The sequence below is a fragment of the Streptomyces sp. NPDC001890 genome (assembly GCF_042891445.1).
GTDB lineage: Bacteria > Actinomycetota > Actinomycetes > Streptomycetales > Streptomycetaceae > Streptomyces.
This window is the reverse complement of record NZ_JBIATE010000024.1, coordinates 62,102-78,528: the sequence shown is the minus strand read 5'-3', so window position 1 is coordinate 78,528 and position 16,427 is coordinate 62,102. Positions and strand designations below refer to the sequence as shown.

13 protein-coding genes are annotated in these 16,427 nt (G+C 72.7%); 6 read left to right on the top strand and 7 right to left on the bottom strand.

From position 1 onward, the window contains the following. Window positions 1-55: 55 nt before the first annotated feature. The 6 genes from ACFYY1_RS35135 to ACFYY1_RS35110 all read right to left on the bottom strand — a co-directional run bounded on the left by ACFYY1_RS35135 (window position 56) and on the right by ACFYY1_RS35110 (window position 8,837). Window positions 56-985, bottom strand: a complete 930-nt coding sequence (locus ACFYY1_RS35135) for a hypothetical protein (protein WP_388592827.1) — start codon at window positions 983-985, stop codon at window positions 56-58. Then, the gene (locus tag ACFYY1_RS35130) at window positions 982-1,161 is read right to left on the bottom strand and encodes a hypothetical protein (protein WP_388592825.1); all 180 of its coding nucleotides are present in this window, start codon (window positions 1,159-1,161) and stop codon (window positions 982-984) included. Before ACFYY1_RS35130 ends, ACFYY1_RS35135 begins: the two co-directional genes overlap by 4 nt. Beyond that, window positions 1,158-2,684 (bottom strand): hypothetical protein, encoded by a 1,527-nt coding sequence (locus tag ACFYY1_RS35125; RefSeq protein ID WP_388592822.1) that lies wholly within the window; start codon window positions 2,682-2,684, stop codon window positions 1,158-1,160. The genes ACFYY1_RS35130 and ACFYY1_RS35125 overlap by 4 nt, the downstream gene beginning before the upstream one ends. A gap of 82 nt (window positions 2,685-2,766) precedes the next feature. After that, entirely contained in the window at window positions 2,767-6,447 is a 3,681-nt protein-coding gene (locus ACFYY1_RS35120; RefSeq protein WP_388592820.1) for a hydantoinase B/oxoprolinase family protein, read from the bottom strand. Window positions 6,448-6,806: 359 nt separating this feature from the next. Next, entirely contained in the window at window positions 6,807-8,225 is a 1,419-nt protein-coding gene (locus ACFYY1_RS35115; protein WP_388592818.1) for a HEAT repeat domain-containing protein, read from the bottom strand. A 219-nt stretch (window positions 8,226-8,444) separates the two neighbouring features. Next, window positions 8,445-8,837, bottom strand: a complete 393-nt coding sequence (locus ACFYY1_RS35110) for an ankyrin repeat domain-containing protein (RefSeq protein ID WP_388592816.1) — start codon at window positions 8,835-8,837, stop codon at window positions 8,445-8,447. Window positions 8,838-9,151: 314 nt separating this feature from the next. Between ACFYY1_RS35110 and ACFYY1_RS35105 the strand changes: the two genes are divergently transcribed. Together ACFYY1_RS35105 and ACFYY1_RS35100 are read left to right on the top strand one after the other, a co-directional pair. Next, window positions 9,152-9,346 carry a hypothetical protein gene (locus ACFYY1_RS35105; protein WP_018103962.1) on the top strand — a complete coding sequence of 65 codons (195 nt, stop codon included), beginning with the start codon at window positions 9,152-9,154 and terminating at the stop codon, window positions 9,344-9,346. Between the two features lie 37 nt (window positions 9,347-9,383). Continuing rightward, window positions 9,384-11,024 (top strand): hypothetical protein, encoded by a 1,641-nt coding sequence (locus ACFYY1_RS35100; RefSeq protein ID WP_388592813.1) that lies wholly within the window; start codon window positions 9,384-9,386, stop codon window positions 11,022-11,024. An 80-nt stretch (window positions 11,025-11,104) separates the two neighbouring features. Here ACFYY1_RS35100 and ACFYY1_RS35095 read toward each other — a convergent pair whose 3' ends face one another. Next, window positions 11,105-12,604, bottom strand: coding sequence for a PLP-dependent aminotransferase family protein (locus tag ACFYY1_RS35095; RefSeq protein ID WP_388592811.1), 1,500 nt, complete (start codon window positions 12,602-12,604; stop codon window positions 11,105-11,107). A gap of 102 nt (window positions 12,605-12,706) precedes the next feature. Here ACFYY1_RS35095 and ACFYY1_RS35090 point away from each other — a divergent pair, with 102 nt between their 5' ends. From ACFYY1_RS35090 to ACFYY1_RS35075, 4 genes are all read left to right on the top strand, one after another. Further along, window positions 12,707-13,456, top strand: coding sequence for a YitT family protein (locus ACFYY1_RS35090; protein ID WP_388592809.1), 750 nt, complete (start codon window positions 12,707-12,709; stop codon window positions 13,454-13,456). Beyond that, the gene (locus ACFYY1_RS35085; RefSeq protein ID WP_388592807.1) at window positions 13,453-14,217 is read left to right on the top strand and encodes a glycerophosphodiester phosphodiesterase; all 765 of its coding nucleotides are present in this window, start codon (window positions 13,453-13,455) and stop codon (window positions 14,215-14,217) included. Before ACFYY1_RS35090 ends, ACFYY1_RS35085 begins: the two co-directional genes overlap by 4 nt. A gap of 46 nt (window positions 14,218-14,263) precedes the next feature. Continuing rightward, window positions 14,264-15,637, top strand: a complete 1,374-nt coding sequence (locus tag ACFYY1_RS35080) for an MFS transporter (protein ID WP_388592805.1) — start codon at window positions 14,264-14,266, stop codon at window positions 15,635-15,637. Window positions 15,638-15,912: 275 nt separating this feature from the next. After that, the gene (locus tag ACFYY1_RS35075) at window positions 15,913-16,287 is read left to right on the top strand and encodes an RNA polymerase-binding protein RbpA (RefSeq protein ID WP_007262928.1); all 375 of its coding nucleotides are present in this window, start codon (window positions 15,913-15,915) and stop codon (window positions 16,285-16,287) included. Window positions 16,288-16,427 lie beyond the last annotated feature (140 nt).

Here is a 16,427-nt window from a genome sequence, read left to right as displayed (position 1 = left end):
GCGGACTCTCGTCGTTCAGGCAGCGGGGGGAGACGGCGGTGGTGGGGCGGGCCGGTCAGGCGTGGAAGGGCAGACCGGCGTCGGCGGCCAGCTCCAGGTCGTCGGCGTCGGGCGGCGGCAGCAGCGTCGCCGTGCCGTCGGTGACCGGTACGACGCCGAGTTCCAGCAGTTCGGCCATGGCGGCGCTGCCGGCCATGTCGCGGACCTGGAGCTGGTAGCGGGCGGTGGTGCGGAAGGCGCCCCCGGCGTCGTCGCCGGTGCGCTGGAGGAAGCCGGAGTCGGTGAGGAAGGCCACGGCCTTGCCGACGATGCCGGTGGTGGAGCCGGCCAGGCGGCGGGCGTCCTTCGTGGCGCCGGTGGAGCTGCGCCGGGCGTAGATCCGCCAGGCCGCTTCGAGTCCAGGGGCGTCGGTGGCCGGGTCGGTGTTGTCGCCGTGCTCCTCGGCGCGCTCCTCCAGACGGTGGCAGGCCTGGCGTACGAAGGAGTCGACGCCGTTGACCGTGATCCGGCCGATGTACGCGTCGTCGGCGAGGTCCTCGGGGCGGGGGAAGGCCATCGCGGCGACGGCGAGGTGCGCCAGCCCGTGCAGGAAGCGGTCGGCGGAGTCGGAGGAGGCGCGGCGGGCGTAGTCGCCCATGCGGACCGCGAAGACGGAGTCCTCACCGGCGGTCACGGCCATGCCCGCGCGGGTGGACACCTCCAGGACGACCAGGCCGAGTCCGGTCGCCACGGCGTCGGCGAGCCGGGCGAAGGCGGGCTCCTCCCGGTAGCGGCGGAGCAGTTCGGCGTATTCGGCGTCGCGGGCGGGCAGCAGCTTGGGCTGGAGGCCGAAGGCGACGAGCCGGGCGGCGTCGGCCGCGTCGGCCGGGGTGACGGAGGGCGTGGCCGCGGGAGCCACCGGCTCGGCGGGTCCGGTGGCCTCGGTCGCGTACGCGGCGGTCGGCTCGCTCCACGCGTCGGCATGCTGTGCGCGGTGGTCGCTCACGACTGTCGCTCCTTGCTGCGGAAACTCTTCGGTGCGGGTACGGGTGCGGGGCGGGTGGTGCCGGCTCTCGGGGCGGTGTTCCCGGGCGGCAGGGTCCGGGCCGTGGCCTTGGTGCGGGTACCGGCGGGGGCCTGCCGGGCCGGCGCGCGATGCGAGGCGTGCGCCGCGCCGGTCATGACGCCTCCGTGCGGTCGGCGGCCATTCCGGCCGCGTCCAGCAGGGCCGTACCGACGATCAGGTCCGCGCCGCCGAACTCCGGGTCGTCGAGCTGTGTGCCGTCGTCGACGGAGAACAGCAGCCGCTGTTCGCCCTGGCGGTAGGCGGTGCCCACCGGCGGGCTCGCGGCGTGCACCGCGAGCAGGGCGACCAGGTAGGGCAGTTCGGGATCGCGGCGCCGGGCCTCGGCGAGGAGTCCGGAGAGCCGTCGCGGGGCGTCGTGCTCCAGGTCCAGGAGCTCCATGGCGCTCGCGAGCTGCTCCTCGCTGAACCTGCTGTCGTCGGGGGTGGCGATCAGATCGGGCTCGGGCATCTCGGCGCCCAGGTGTTCCCGCTCCAGGGGCGGGGTGAGCAGCATGTCGACGAGGTCGCCGACCCTGACCGAGGTGGGGGTGCGCAGTCCGGTGCCGCGGGCGAAGAAGGCGTCGGTGACGCGGATCGCCTGTTCGACGGGGAGCGGCAGCAGCGGGGCGACCAGCTGGCCGTACAGGTCGAGCCCGGTGCGGGCGGTGGGGGTGGCGAAGGCCTGCCGGTCCTGCTCGGCGCGGAACAGCGGTCCGGCTTCCAGCAGGCGGGACTGGAGCTGGGTGTGGCGGCGGATGCAGTCCTTGACGATGTCGACGAGCTCGGCGGCGCGGCGCTTGTGCTCGGGCTCCTCCGCCTCGTCGCGCGCCTTGCGGATGTTGGTGAGGATCGCGTTCTCGTGGCGGTAGCGGTCGGCGACGTGGTCCAGCGCTTCGGCGATCATGTCGGGGACCGCGTTGAGCCAGTCGACCGCGCGGACGTTGCGCCGGGTGGCCTCCAGCGTCTTACGGAGGGTCTCCGCGTACTGCACGGTGCGGTAGCGGGCCTGCTCGGCGGCCAGCTGGGCGTCCGCGAGGCGGCCCCGGCTGATGAGGACCTCCAGCTTCACCTCGGCGGCGATCTGGGCGCTGGTGACGTCCGTGTCGAGGGCACCGACCAGGACGTTGACCGCTTCGTCGGTGGCCCGGAGGTAGACCGTGCCGCCGTAGCCCGGGACCTCTTCGATCAGCTTGAAGTCGTAGTCCCGGCGGACGTAGACCCCGTCGGGGCCGAAGGTGCCGTACACCGCGCGGAATCCGCGGTCCACGCTGCCGACGTTGATCAGGTTCTCCAGCACCCAGCGGGCGACCCGCTCGTGCTCGGCCACCGGGCGGCGCGGGGCCTGGGCGGCGACGCGGGGCAGCAGTCTGGTCACTATCTGGTCGTGGTCGGCCCCTGTGTCGAAGTCCATGTTCAGGGTGACGAGGTCGATCGCGGCGAGGGCGACCTCGGCCATCGCGTAGACCGTGTACTCACCGGCCAGATTCGCCTTGCGCACATCGAGATCGTGCAGCGGCGCCGTGCAGGCGAGCGCGCGCAGCCGCCGCGAGAGCCCCTCGTCGGCGGCCGGGCCCGGGGCGGGCCGCGGCCCCGCGCTGAGCTGGGGCGCAGCGTTGTCCGTGTAGGCAGGCGAAGTCACGGTGCACAGATTAGGTCCTCGGACTGACAACGGTCGAAACGGCGCAGAAGCGACCCCTGCCCGGGGCCGGCGGGCAGCGGTGTCAGGCCCGTTCCCCGCCGTGTTCCGTGCCGTGTTTCCCGCCGTGTCCCGCACCGTCGTCGCGGCCCGGCCGCGGGGTGCCGTAACCCCCGCCACCCGGCGTGCGCAGCACCAGTACGTCTCCGGAGTCCAGATCGGCCGTGTCGCAGCCGCGCAGCGGGGTGGCCGCCCGGTCGTCCGGGTGCTCGATGTGCTGGTCGCCCGGTGCGCCGGGTCCGCCGCCCGCCATGCCGTACGGCCGGACCCGGCGATGGCCGGAGAGCAGCGCCACGGTGACGGGTTCCAGGAAGCGGATGCGCCGCTCCACGCCGCGGCCGCCGTGCCAGCGTCCGTCGCCGCCGCTGCCCTCACGGACCCGGAAGCTCTCCAGCAGGACGGGGTAGCGCCATTCGAGGACCTCGGGGTCGGTGAGGCGGGAGTTGGTCATGTGGGTCTGTACCGCGTCGGCGCCGTCGAAGCCGTCGCCCGCGCCGGAGCCGCTCGCCACGGTCTCGTAGTACTGGACGCGGCCGTTGCCGAAGGTGAGGTTGTTCATGGTGCCCGAGCCCTCGGCCTGGATGCCGAGGGCCGCGTACAGGGCGCCGGTGACGGCCTGGGACGTCTCCACGTTCCCGGCGACGGTGGCCGCCGGGTGGACGGGCGCCAGCATGGAGCCTTCCGGGATCCGGACCTCCACGGGTTCCAGGCAGCCGCTGTTGAGGGGGATGTCGTCGTCGACCAGGGTCCGGAAGACGTAGAGCACGGCCGCCATGACCACGGATCTCGGCGCGTTGAAGTTGCCGGGCTGCTGCGGTGAGGTGCCGGTGAAGTCGACGACCGCGGAGCGGGCGGCCCGGTCCACGGTGAGGGCGACCTCGATGACCGCGCCGTTGTCGGTCTCGTAGCGGTAGGAGCCGTCGTGCAGCGCGGCGATGATCCGGCGGACGGACTCCTCGGCGTTGTCCTGCACGTGCCGCATGTACGCGGCGACGACATCGGGCCCGAACTGTTCGGTCATGCGCCGGAGTTCGGCGATGCCCTTCTCGTTGGCGGCGATCTGGGCACGCAGGTCGGCGAGGTTGGCCTCGGGGTCGCGCGAGGGGTACGCGGCGGTGGTGAGCAGTTCGCGCGTCTCGTCCTCGCGGAGCTTGCCGTCGCGCACCAGCAGCCAGTTGTCGAACAGCACCCCCTCCTCGTGGATGGTGCGGCTGAAGGCGGGCATGGAGCCGGGGGTGATGCCGCCGATCTCGGCGTGGTGTCCGCGTGAGGCCACGAGGAAGCGGAGCTCCGGCCGTTCACCGTCGGCTCCGTCGAACACGGGTGTCACCACGGTCACGTCGGGCAGGTGGGTTCCCCCGTGGTACGGATCGTTGATGGCGTACACGTCGCCGGGACGCATCGCGTCACCGTTGCGCCGCAGCACCTCCTTGATGGACTCCCCCATCGAGCCGAGGTGGACGGGGATGTGCGGGGCGTTGGCGATCAGGTTGCCGTCCGCGTCGAAGAGCGCGCAGGAGAAGTCGAGCCGCTCCTTGATGTTGACGGAGTGGGCCGTGTTCTCCAGGCGCACGCCCATCTGCTCGGCGATCGACATGAAGAGGTTGTTGAAGACCTCCAGCATGACGGGGTCGACGCGGGTGCCGACGGCGGTACGGTCCGGGCGCGGGCGGACCCTGGTGAGCAGGAGATGGCCGGTGCCGGTGAGCGCGGCCTGCCAGCCCGGGTCGACGACGGTGGTGGCGTCCGCCTCCGCGATCACGGCGGGGCCCCTCACGGTGTCGGCGGTGCGCAGGTCCTCGCGGCGGTGGAGCGGGGTGTCCTGCCACCGGCCGTCGGCGAACATCCGCACGGTGTCGTGCGGTCGGGGCCGGCTTCCCGGGCGGGGCTCGCCGTCGGCCGGACGGGGCCGGTGCCGGCCCGCCGTCCCCGTCGCCTCGACCGACACCGCCTCGACGACCAGGGGCTTGTCCATGGTGAACGCGTAGCGCGCCCGGTGCTCGGCGGTGAACGCCTCGGCCATGGCGGGTGCGGTGTCCAGGTCGACGGACAGACTGGAATCCGTACCGGCGTAGCGCAGCAGTACCCGGGCGCGGGTGCTGATCGCGGCGTCGGGGACGGCGTCGGCGCGCAGTTCGGCGCGGGTCCGGGCGGCGAGTTCGTCGCAGAGCCCGCCGATCGCGGTCCGGGTCGCCTCGTTCAGCTCCGCCTCCACCGACTGCTCACGCATCGCGGTGGCGTCGGCGAGGCCGATTCCGTACGCGGACAGCACGCCCGCCAGCGGCGGTACGAGGACCGTGTCGATGCCGAGCGAGTCGGCGACGGCGCAGACGTGCTGGCCACCGGCGCCGCCGAAGCCGGTCAGGGCGTAGCGGGTGATGTCGTGGCCGCGCTGCACGGAGATCTTCTTGACCGCGTTCGCCATGTTGAGCACGGCGATCTCCAGGAATCCGGCGGCGGTCTCGGCGGCCGTGCGCCTGGTTCCGGTGGCGCGTGCGACGTCCTCGGCGAGCGCGTCGAAGCGTTTGCGGACCAGGTCCGCGTCGAGCGGGAGATCGCCGTCCGGTCCGAACACGGCCGGGAAGTGCGCGGGCTGGATCCGGCCGAGCATCACATTGGCATCGGTGACGGTCAGCGGACCGCCGCGGCGGTAGCAGGCCGGGCCGGGAGTGGCGCCCGCCGAGTCGGGGCCGACCCGGTAGCGCCGTCCGTCGAAGTGCAGCACGGAGCCGCCGCCGGCCGCGACGGTGTGGATGCTCATCATCGGGGCGCGCATCCGTACCCCGGCGACCTGGGTGCCGAGTTCGCGCTCGAACTCGCCTGCGTAGTGCGAGACGTCGGTGGAGGTGCCGCCCATGTCGAAGCCGATGACCCGCTCGAATCCGGCCTGTTCGGAGGTGCGGGCCATGCCGACCACGCCACCGGCGGGGCCGGAGAGCACCGCGTCCTTGCCCCGGAAGTGGGAGGCTTCGCGCAGCCCGCCGTTGGACTGCATGAACATCAGCCGGATGCCGTCGAGTTCACCGGCGACCTCGTCGACGTACCGGCGCAGGATCGGCGAGAGGTAGGCGTCGACGACGGTGGTGTCGCCGCGTGGCACCAGTTTGATCAGCGGGCTCACCTCGTGCGAGCAGCTGACCTGGGTGAAGCCCGCCTCGCGGGCCGCTTCGGCCACGGCGCTCTCGTGTCCGGGGTGACGGTAGCCGTGCATCAGGACGACGGCCGCGCTGCGCAGTCCGTCGGCGTGGGCCGCCCTCAGCCGCTCGGCGACCGCTTCCCGGTCCAGTGGGGTGACGACCCGGCCGCGGGCGTCGATCCGCTCGGGGACCTCGATCACCCGCTCGTAGACGGCCTCGGGCAGCAGGATGCGGCGGTCGAAGAGGCGCGGCCGGTTCTGGTACGCGATGCGCAGCGCGTCCCGGAAGCCCTCCGTGATGACCAGGACGGTCGGCTCGCCGCGCCGCTCCAGCAGGGCGTTGGTGGCGACGGTGGTGCCGATCCGCACCGCGGCGACCCGGTCGGCGGGGACCGGGTCGGTGGGGCCGAGGCCGAGCAGCGCCCGGATCCCGGCCACGGCGGCGTCGCGGTAGCGGTCCGGGTCGTGGGAGAGCAGCTTGCGGGTGACCAGGTGCCCGTCCGGGTCCCGGCCCACGACATCGGTGAACGTCCCGCCTCGGTCGATCCAGAACTCCCAGCGTCCGGTCATCCCTCCATACTGGCCCGCGGCGCGGACAGCGGACCAGAGGGCACGGCCGGGCCGACGGCGAAGTCGCGGAACCCCGCACTCCGTAGCCGGGCAGAGGGGAGGCAAGGGACGCGCACCACGGGGCAGGGGGTGTCGGCGTCGAAGGGGCGCTCCGGGCGGGGCGTGGTCGTCGCGGCGGCGGGGCCGGGGCCACGACGAGTGGTTCGTGGCCGGGGGCGAGGAGATGACGGGCCGTCCGCGGGGTCCAGTGGGCCACGCCGTTGACATCGGGCGGGAATGAGCGTTCGAGCCGGGGCGGGTCGAGGCCCGCTCGTCGGCGCCGCGCGCCCCCCGACGCGCGTCGCTGTGCGTGAAACCGGTCAGGCCGCGGGGGTGTCGGGCCCGATCCGGCTGCGTACCGCCGTCTGCACCTCGGCCTCCTCGGCCGGGTCGGTGGCGAGGCGGCGGAGCCGCTCCGCGACCCTGATGTCCCCGGTCTCCGCGTGGAGTGCGGCCACCTCGCGGGTGGTCTCCTCGCAGTCCCACAGGCATTCGACGGCGAATCCGGTGGCGAAGGAGGGGTCGGTGACGGCCAGTGCGCGGGCCGCCCGGCCGCGCAGGTGCGAGGAGGACGTCTCCCGGTAGATGTGCCGCAGTACGGGGGCGGCACAGCCGATGCCGAGCCGTCCCGCGCCGTCGACGAGGGTCCACAGCCGTGGTGCGTCCGGTCCGTCGCCCCGTACGGCCTCGCGCAGTGCGCCGAGGACCAGTGAGGCGTCCTGGGCGCCGCCCCGGCAGGCGAGCACACCGGCCGCGGAGGCGCCGAGCGCGTCGGGCCGCCGGGCCCAGCTCCGGGCGCGGTCCACCGCCGCGTCGCCGCACATCCGCTCGAAGGCGGCGACGGACGCGTCGGCGACGGTGCGCGAGGCGCTGGCCGCGCCGGCCTCGATCAGGTCGAGCACGGCCGGGTCCTTGGCCTCCGCGAGGTAGTGCAGGGCGGCGCAGCGTGCGCCCTCGGGGCCGCTGCGGGCGGCCTCGACGATCGTGGGCCGGTCCTCGGGGCCCGCGACGGCGGTGAGGCAGCGGGCGGCCGGCACATGGAGGGTGCTGCCGCGTTCGAGCCCCTGCTGGGCCCAGTCGAAGACCGCCTGGACGCTCCAGCCCGGACGGGGGCCGCCGGGGCGCATCTGGCGCTGCCAGCGGTCGAACGAGCCCTGTTCCGAGGCGGCCCGGACCCGGGCGCCGACCTCGTCGCGCGGGTCGTCCGCCCAGAGCCGCCAGGGGCGGGGCTCGTAGGCGTCCCGTACGGCGGCGGCCAGCTCGGCCGCGCCCTCCTCGGTGGCCGGGAACCGGCCGAGCACGGGGACGGCGAGGGCGCGGAGCCCGGCGTCGTCGTCACGCAGGGCGAGTTCGTCCAGTGCCCAGGCCCAGTTGGCACCGGTCGCGGCGTACCGTCGCAGCAGGGCCAGGGCGTCGCCGCGTCCGTACGAGGCGAGGTGGCCGAGCACGGCCAGGGCCAGCCCGGTGCGCGAGTCGTCGGTGTCGAGGTGGTCGTCGGGATCGCACAGGTGCCGCTCGATCTCCTCGACGCCGCCGTCGAGGTCGAGGTAGAGGCGTGCGTAGTAGAGGGAGCGGTTCTCCACCTGCCAGTCGTGACGCGGATCGCTCAGGACGCAGTGGTTGAGAGCCGCCAGGGCCTCGGGGCGTGGTGCGGCGAGCGCGTGGAGCGTGCCGTCGCCACGGCCCCTCTGCAGCAGGCCGAGCAGGGTGCCGCTCGGCGCTATGAACGGATCAAACATGGAAAAAGCCTCACATCAAGCTGTCGACGCAACCGGGACTGTGCAGTTCCAAGTGCCGGGTGGGCACTACGCCGCGCAGCAACATGATCGGCCGACCGCCGTCTTCTGCTTGGTGTAGACCATCTTCCTCTGCCTCTCGTCGGTGGCCCGGAGCCGGGCCCGCGACGTCATGATGACCCAGCCATTTCGCCACCGCGACCACATTTACGGCGTACCCGGTCAGCGGGAACCGAAGAGTTCCAGCAGGTCGGCCTTGCCGAACATGCGGGCGGTGTCCAGGGCGGAGGGCGTTCCGGCGGCCGGATCGGCCCCGGCGGCGAGCAGTGCCTCGATCACCGCGTCCTCGCCCTTGAAGACGGCCCCGGCGAGCGGTGTCTGCCCGCGGTCATTGGCCCGGTCCGGGTCGGCGCCCCGGCCGACGAGGGCCGTGACGGCGGCGGCGTGGCCGTGGTACGCGGCGAGCATCAGCAGCGAATCGCCCCGGTCGTTGGTGAGGTTCGCGGGGACACCCGCGTCGACGTACGCGGCGAGCGCGTCGGTCTCGCCCCGGCGAGCGAGGTCGAAGACCTTCGTCGCCAGCTCGACCACCTCGGGATCGGGTGTTTCGCTCATCGGACGGACCGCCTTCCATTAACCGGTTTCACCGCTGTCGACCTGCCGGGGCGTACGCCGTGGGGGCCGTACGAGTGAATCGACAGGGTACTGCCCGACCGGGCACATGACCCGGCCCACCCGTGGCAAAGGATCACGAATGGTGCGCCGGAACAGTACGCGACATCGAATGTTCCGCCGCGCCGGGATCACCCTGACGGCCATTCAAGTGAAAATAACGACTTTTCACCCAAATGCAGCTTTTATCGTATAGATACTTCCGGTGAACCTGGAAGGACTCATGGTGACTGTCCCCCCAACCAGGAGATCCACTCATGATCCTGTCCATGTCAGGCGTCGTCATTCTCGGCATCATCGTCTTCCTGTTCTTCAGGAAGGACGGCCTCAAAGCCTCGCACGCCCTCGTCACTGCCCTGTTCGGCTTCTACCTGGCAGGCACCGCCATCGCACCGAGCATCACGGCGGGCGGCGCGAGTCTCGCCGGCCTCCTGGGCGGGATCAAGTTCTGACCCTCCGCGACCGTTCCCACCCTTTCAGGAGACCGACGTGGCCCGGCGACCACTCCCCCGCATTCTGAGCAGCGGCAGCGCCTCGATCACTCGCAGTCGCGAGTTCGCGCGCACGGCCGCCGACAACGCCACGGACGTCCTCCATCCGCTGATCACGATCACCCGTGGTCTGCGGCTGCTGGCCGCGACCGGACGGCAGAAGTGGGCCGCGACGCCCAAGGACAAGCGTGGCCCCACGCTGTTCGTCGTCGCGGCCTGCGTCCTCGCGTTCGCGCTCATGCCGTACGGGGGCCTGATCGCCCTGGTCACGGTGATGGGCGCGGCGGCCTGGGCGGGGCGGGAGCGGACCGAGGCGAAGACCGGTCCCGACGAGGCGGAGACCACGCGGCTGCGGTCCCTGTACGAGGCGCTCGTGCCGTACTTCTCGGTGGCCGACGACCCCGGTCCGCTGTTCTCCCACGGCGGCGACTGGGAGAAGGTCTTCAGCGGCTACGAGTTCGACTCCGACGGGCGGCTGACCCGTCTCCAGGTGACGTACCCCGCCTACTTCACCGACAGCGAGGCCGACTCCCGGGCCCGGATCGAGCGGTTGCTGCACGCCAAGTCCGGCCGCGGCCGCGAGTACCACTTCGCCTGGGACGAGGAGGGCAACCGGCTCGTCATGAGCGTCCTCGGCGCCCTGCCCACCTCGATCGGCGCCCAGCGCTTCGTCACCGCACCCGGCGAGACCGTACTGGGCTTCACCGACGGCGACGCGGTGCAGCGCACCGTCCCGGTGCACGACGGCGACGCCACCCGCGACGCCCCTCCGGTCGTCTGGCGGACCGGCGCCCGATCCACCGAGCCGCATCTCCTGGTGATCGGGCAGCCCGGCAGCGGCACCACGACCCTGCTGCGCTCCATCGCCCTGCAGGCGCTCCAGCACGGCGACATCCTGATCGTCGAAGGCAGCGGAACCGGCGAGTACGCGTTCCTGACCGGGCGCGACGGCGTCCTGGCCGTGGAGTGCGGGCTCGCCGGCGCACTGGCGACGCTGGAGTGGGCGGCCCACGAGACGGAGCGTCGGCTGACCGCCGCGAACCGGGCCCGGCAGTCCGGCCACCCCGCGCCCGACGACACCCGGCGCCCGCTCTGGATCCTGCTGGACCGCCCCGGCGCCCTCGCCCACCTGTCCGCCGCCGACGGGGGGCCAGATCCGCAGGAGCTGCTCCAGGTGCCGCTCCGGCACGGCAGGGCAGCCAACGTGACCGTCGTCCTGTCCGACCAGTTCGACGGCCTCGACGCCCTGGGCGAGACCGTGCGCACGCACTGCCGGGCCCGGGTGGTGCTCGGCCACTGCTCCCGCGAGCAGGTGGAGTCGGTGCTCGGCACCGAGCCGCACACCACCCCGGCCCCCGATGTCCCGCCCGGCCGCGGCTACGCGCGGCTCGGCACCGGTCCGGTGCTCCGGCTCCAGGTCCCGGCCACGCCCGATCCGTACGACGAGGCGACCGGCGAGGCGGAGCGGCAGGCGGTCCTCGGGCTGCTCCCCGAACGGCAGGCGCCCGCCGAGACCGGCGCGACGACGGAGACCGGCGTGCCCGCCGAGACGGGCGCGCCGACCGCAGCGGGCGTCCCGGAACCGGTGCTGCCGCGCGGCGTGGCCGTGGCCGTCGACGGCATGGCGGTCGCCGACTGAGCGAATCGCCCGAGGGGTGACGGACCGGCCGGCCCGTCACCCCTCACCCCTCACCCCTCACACGTCTCCCGTCTCCCGGGTCAGGCGACGAACGTACGCGGCGTCTCGGCCCCCACGCCCGCCCCCGACCCGACCAGTCGCGCCGCCGCCGCGAGCCGTGCCGCGGCCTCGTCCGCGACCGGCCCCGCGACCGTGAACGGCAGCCGTACGTACCCTTCGAAGGCGCCGTCGACCCCGAACCGGGGGCCGGACGGAACGCGGACCCCGACCCGTTCCCCGGCCACCGCCAGCCGGGAGCCGGAGAGGCCGCCGGTCCGCACCCAGAGCGTCAGGCCGCCGTCCGGGACGGAGAACTCCCAGTCGGGCAGCTCCCGGCGGACCGCGGTGACGAGCGCGTCCCGGTTCTCCCTCGCCTGTCCGCGCCGGACCTGCACGGCCTCCTCCCAGCCTCCGGTGCGCATCAGCCAGTTCAGAGCGAGCTGTTCGAGGACCGGGGTGCCCATGTCGGCGTAGGCGCGGGCGGCCACCAGGCTGCGGATCACGTCCGGGGCGGCGCGCACCCAGCCGATCCGCATACCCGCCCAGAAGGCCTTGCTCGCCGATCCGACCGTGATCACGGTGGAGCCCGCGGGATCGAAGGCGCAGACCCGCCGGGGCATCCGTACATCGGGGTCGAGGCAGAGCTCGGTCATGGTCTCGTCGACGACCAGGACCGTACCGGCGGAGCGGGCCGCGTCCACCAGGTCACGCCGCCGGTCCTCGTCGGCCAGCGCGCCGGTGGGGTTGTGGAAGTCGGCGACCACGTAGGCGAGCCGCGGCGCCGCGTCCCGCAGCACCTGCCGCCACCGGTTCATGTCCCAGCCGCCGAGCCCCTCCTCCATCGCCACCGGCACCAGCCGGGCGCCCGCCTCCCGCATCAGCTGCAGGATGTTGGCGTAGCTCGGGGACTCCACCGCGATCCGCTCGCCCCGGCCCGCGAAGAGGTGGCAGATCGCGTCGATCGCCCCCATCGCGCCGGTGGTGACCATGATCTGTTCGGGCATGGTCGGGATCCCGCGCCCGGTGTAGCGGTCGGCGATCATCTGCCGCAGCGCGGGCAGCCCGGCCGGGTAGTCGCCGTGGGTGTGGGCGTACGGAGCGAGCTCCTCGATGGCGCCCTGGAACGCCCGGGTCAGCCACGGTTCGGGGGCGGGCAGCGAGGCGCAGCCCAGGTCGATCATCGAGCCGAGGGACTCCGGGGGCAGCGGTTCCAGTCCGCGTGCGGGCAGCGTGTTCCCGGCGGGCACGGCGGTCCAGCTGCCGGCTCCCCGGCGGGACTCCAGGAACCCCTCGGTCCGGAGCGCCTCGTAGGCGGCGGCGACGGTGGTGCGGCTGACGGAGAGGGCGAGCGCCAGTTCGCGTTCGGCGGGGAGCCTGGCGGCGACGGGCACCCGGCCTTCGAGGACGAGGAGACGGATGCCGTCGGCCAGCGCACGATAGGCGGGGGGCTTGCGGGCGCCGGGGCCGACGGGCCGGGGCTGCTGGGCCCGGAGCTGCCGGGCGAGCTGGGCCGCGCCCACTGCCGAAGTCCACTGAGCCATGGAAATCAGTCCACCTTCCTCGGATTGGCCATAGTTGGCAGCCAATCCCCTGCCACAGAGTGACATGCGTCAGTCCACTACCACCACACCAGGGGGCACCCTTTGTCCATCACAGCCGTCCCTCGCGGGGCGCACCTCACCCGCCGGCTGATCCAGCTGTACGTCGGTCTCGCGCTGTACGGGACGAGTTCGGCGCTGCTGGTCCGGGCCGGCCTGGGGCTCGAACCCTGGGGCGTGCTGCATCAGGGGCTCGCCGAGCGCACCGGCCTGTCCATCGGGGTCGTCTCGATCGTCGTCGGCGCGGCCGTGCTGCTGCTGTGGATCCCGATCAGGCAGCGTCCGGGCCTGGGCACCGTCTCCAATGTCTTCGTCGTGGGCATAGCCATGGACGGCACGCTGGCGCTGGTGCCCGACGTGCACGGCCTGGCCGCGCAGATCGCCGTGATGGCCGCAGGGGTCGTGGTCAACGGCGTCGCCACGGGGCTGTACATCGCGGCACGGTTCGGCCCCGGTCCGCGTGACGGGCTCATGACCGGGCTGCACCGGCTGACCGGCCGTTCCATCCGGCTGGTGCGGACGCTGCTCGAAGTGGCGGTCGTGGTGACCGGCTTCCTGCTCGGTGGCACCCTCGGCGCGGGCACCGTCGTGTACGCCCTGGCCATCGGCCCGCTCGCCCAGTTCTTCCTGCGCTTCTTCGCGGTCGGCGGGAAGCCGGACACGGCGACCGGGGCCGGCGGGGGTGGCGCCGCCGGGAAGGGCGCGGCCCGCGGGGACGCCGTCGCGTCCGCGCCGGGCAACGGCGACGGTGCCGTCACCGACCGGACACCGGAGCAGGCCATACTTCCGGAGTGACCTCAGTACGCCACCCCTATCTGGACCATCCCGCGACGATCCCCTTCGCCCATCGCGGCGGTGCGGCGGACGGGATCGAGAACACCACGGCCGCGTTCCGCCGGGCGGCCGACGCCGGGTACCGCTACTTCGAGACCGATGTGCACACCACGTCGGACGGCCGTCTGGTGGCCTTCCACGACTCCACCCTGGACCGGGTGACGGACGCCCGCGGCCGGATAGCCGAGCTGCCGTGGAGCGAGGTGCGGCGGGCCAGGGTGGCGGGCCGGGAGCCGCTGCCGCTCTTCGAGGAACTCCTGGAGACCTTCCCCGGGGCGCGCTGGAACGTCGACATCAAGGCCGGGACCGCCCTGGCCCCGCTGATCGAACTGATCCGCCGGACGAATGCCTGGGACCGGGTGTGCGTCGGCTCCTTCTCGGAGGCCCGGGTCGCCACGGCGCAGCGGCTGGCGGGCCTCCGGCTCGCGACCTCCTACGGCGTCCGGGGGGTGCTGGGCCTGCGGCTGCGCTCGTACGGAATACCGGCGGCGCTGCGGGCCGGAGCGGTGTGCGCGCAGGTGCCGGAGAGCCAGAACGGTGTCCGGGTGGTCGACCGGCGCTTCGTGCGCGAGGCGCACGCGCGCGGGCTCCAGGTGCACGTCTGGACCGTGAACGAACCGGAGCGGATGGCCGCACTCCTCGACCTCGGCGTGGATGGCATCATGACCGATCACATCGAGACGCTGCGCACGGTGCTGAGCGACCGGGGAGCCTGGGCCTGACGCCCGCCGTGCGACGTCTTCACGGGGAGAGACGAGGGGGTGCGGGTTGAGCGCCGAGACCGCGGAAACCGCTGGGCCGACGGAACCGACAGCGGATGCCGCCGAGGCCGCGAGCCGCAGACGTGAACAACACGGCTGGTATTTCTACGACTTCGCCTGCTCCGTCTACTCGACGAGCGTCCTGACGGTCTTCATCGGCCCCTATCTCACCTCGATAGCCAAGGCGGCCGCCGACGCCGACGGCTTCGTGCACCCGCTCGGCATTCCGGTCCGCGCCGGGTCGCTGTTCGCCTACGCGGTCTCGGTGTCCGTCGTGGTCGCGGTGATCATGATGCCGATCGTGGGTGCCGCGGCGGACCGTACGGGGCGCAAGAAGCCGCTGCTGGCGGCCGCCGCCTACACGGGGGCCGCCGCGACGGCGGGCATGTTCTTCCTGGACGGCCACCGCTATCTGCTGGGCGCCTTCCTCCTGATCGTGGCGAACGCCGCGATCTCGGTGTCGATGGTGCTCTACAACGCCTATCTGCCGCAGATCGCCGGACCGGACGAGCGGGACGCGGTCTCCTCGCGCGGCTGGGCCTTCGGATACACCTCGGGTGCGATCGTCCTGGTCCTGAACCTGGTCCTGTACACGGGCCACGACTCCTTCGGCCTGTCCGAGTCCGACTCGGTGCGGATCTGCCTCGCGTCGGCGGGCCTGTGGTGGGGTGCGTTCACGATCGTGCCGCTGCGCAGGCTGCGCGACCGGCACGTGGCGCCGGACGGCGAGGGTGCGGTCGGTTCGGGGTGGCGGCAGCTGATGGCCACCCTGCGCGACATGCGCCGCCATCCGCTGACGCTCTCCTTCCTGCTGGCGTACCTGATCTACAACGACGGCGTGCAGACGGTGATCTCCCAGGCCTCGGTGTACGGCTCGGAGGAACTGGACCTCGACCAGACGACCCTGATCACTGCGGTGCTGCTGGTGCAGGTGCTCGCGGTGGCCGGAGCCCTGGGGATGGGCCGGCTGGCCCGGTCGTACGGCGCGAAGCGCACGATTCTCGGCTCGCTCGTCGTCTGGACGCTGATCCTGGTCGCCGGTTACTTCCTCCCCGCCGGGGCACCGGTCTATTTCTACGCGCTGGCGTCGGCGATCGGCCTGGTCCTGGGCGGCAGCCAGGCGCTGTCGCGCTCGCTGTTCTCCCATCTGGTGCCGCGCGGCAAGGAGGCCGAGTACTTCTCCGCGTACGAGATGAGCGATCGCGGACTGAGCTGGCTGGGGCCACTGGTGTTCGGACTCGCGTACCAGCTGACCGGCAGCTACCGGGATGCGATCATCTCGTTGGTGATCTTCTTCGTGGTCGGTTCCGTGCTGCTCGCGAGGGTGCCAGTGCGGCGGGCCGTGGCGGCCGCCGGCAATCCCGTTCCGGAACGGATTTAGACGTTGAAGTGAAAGGCCGGTAGTGTACGCCTTTGGCCTGCCCGGAGGACCGTTACTGCGAGCGGAAGACACCGAACTGTTGGGTGACAACTTCCGCCAGATGTGACAAACCGGGCATCGCTGGGTACTTGAAACCCTGGGAAACCTGAAAAAGCAGCGGCACGACGGGCGACACATGACCGGCAACGGGAATCTTTACCGCCGACCGGACGTTGACCGGATGACGACGACAGCGACACCTGTCCTGTGGGCGACAAGCCCGGGAGGCACGATTCATGAGTGAGCGAGCTCTCCGCGGCACGCGACTCGTGGTTACCAGCTACGAGACGGACCGCGGCATCGATCTGGCCCCGCGCCAGGCGGTGGAGTACGCATGCCAGAACGGACATCGATTTGAGATGCCGTTCTCGGTAGAGGCGGAAATTCCGCCGGAGTGGGAGTGCAAGGCGTGTGGCGCCATGGCACTCCTGGTGGACGGGGATGGCCCCGAGGAGAAGAAGGGCAAGCCTGCGCGTACGCACTGGGACATGCTCATGGAGCGGCGCACACGCGAGGAGCTGGAGGAAGTGCTCGCCGAGAGGCTGGCGGTTCTGCGCTCCGGAGCCATGAACATCGCCGTACACCCGCGGGACAGCAGGAAGTCTGCCTGACCGCGTAACACCTCGGTACGACTGAGCCGCGGGGGGGGGGGCCCCCCCGGGGGGGCCCCCCCGGCGGTGGGGGGGGGGGGGGGGGCCGCGGGGGGGGGCGGGGGGCGGGCGGGGGGCGGCGCGGGCGCCCGCGGGGGGGC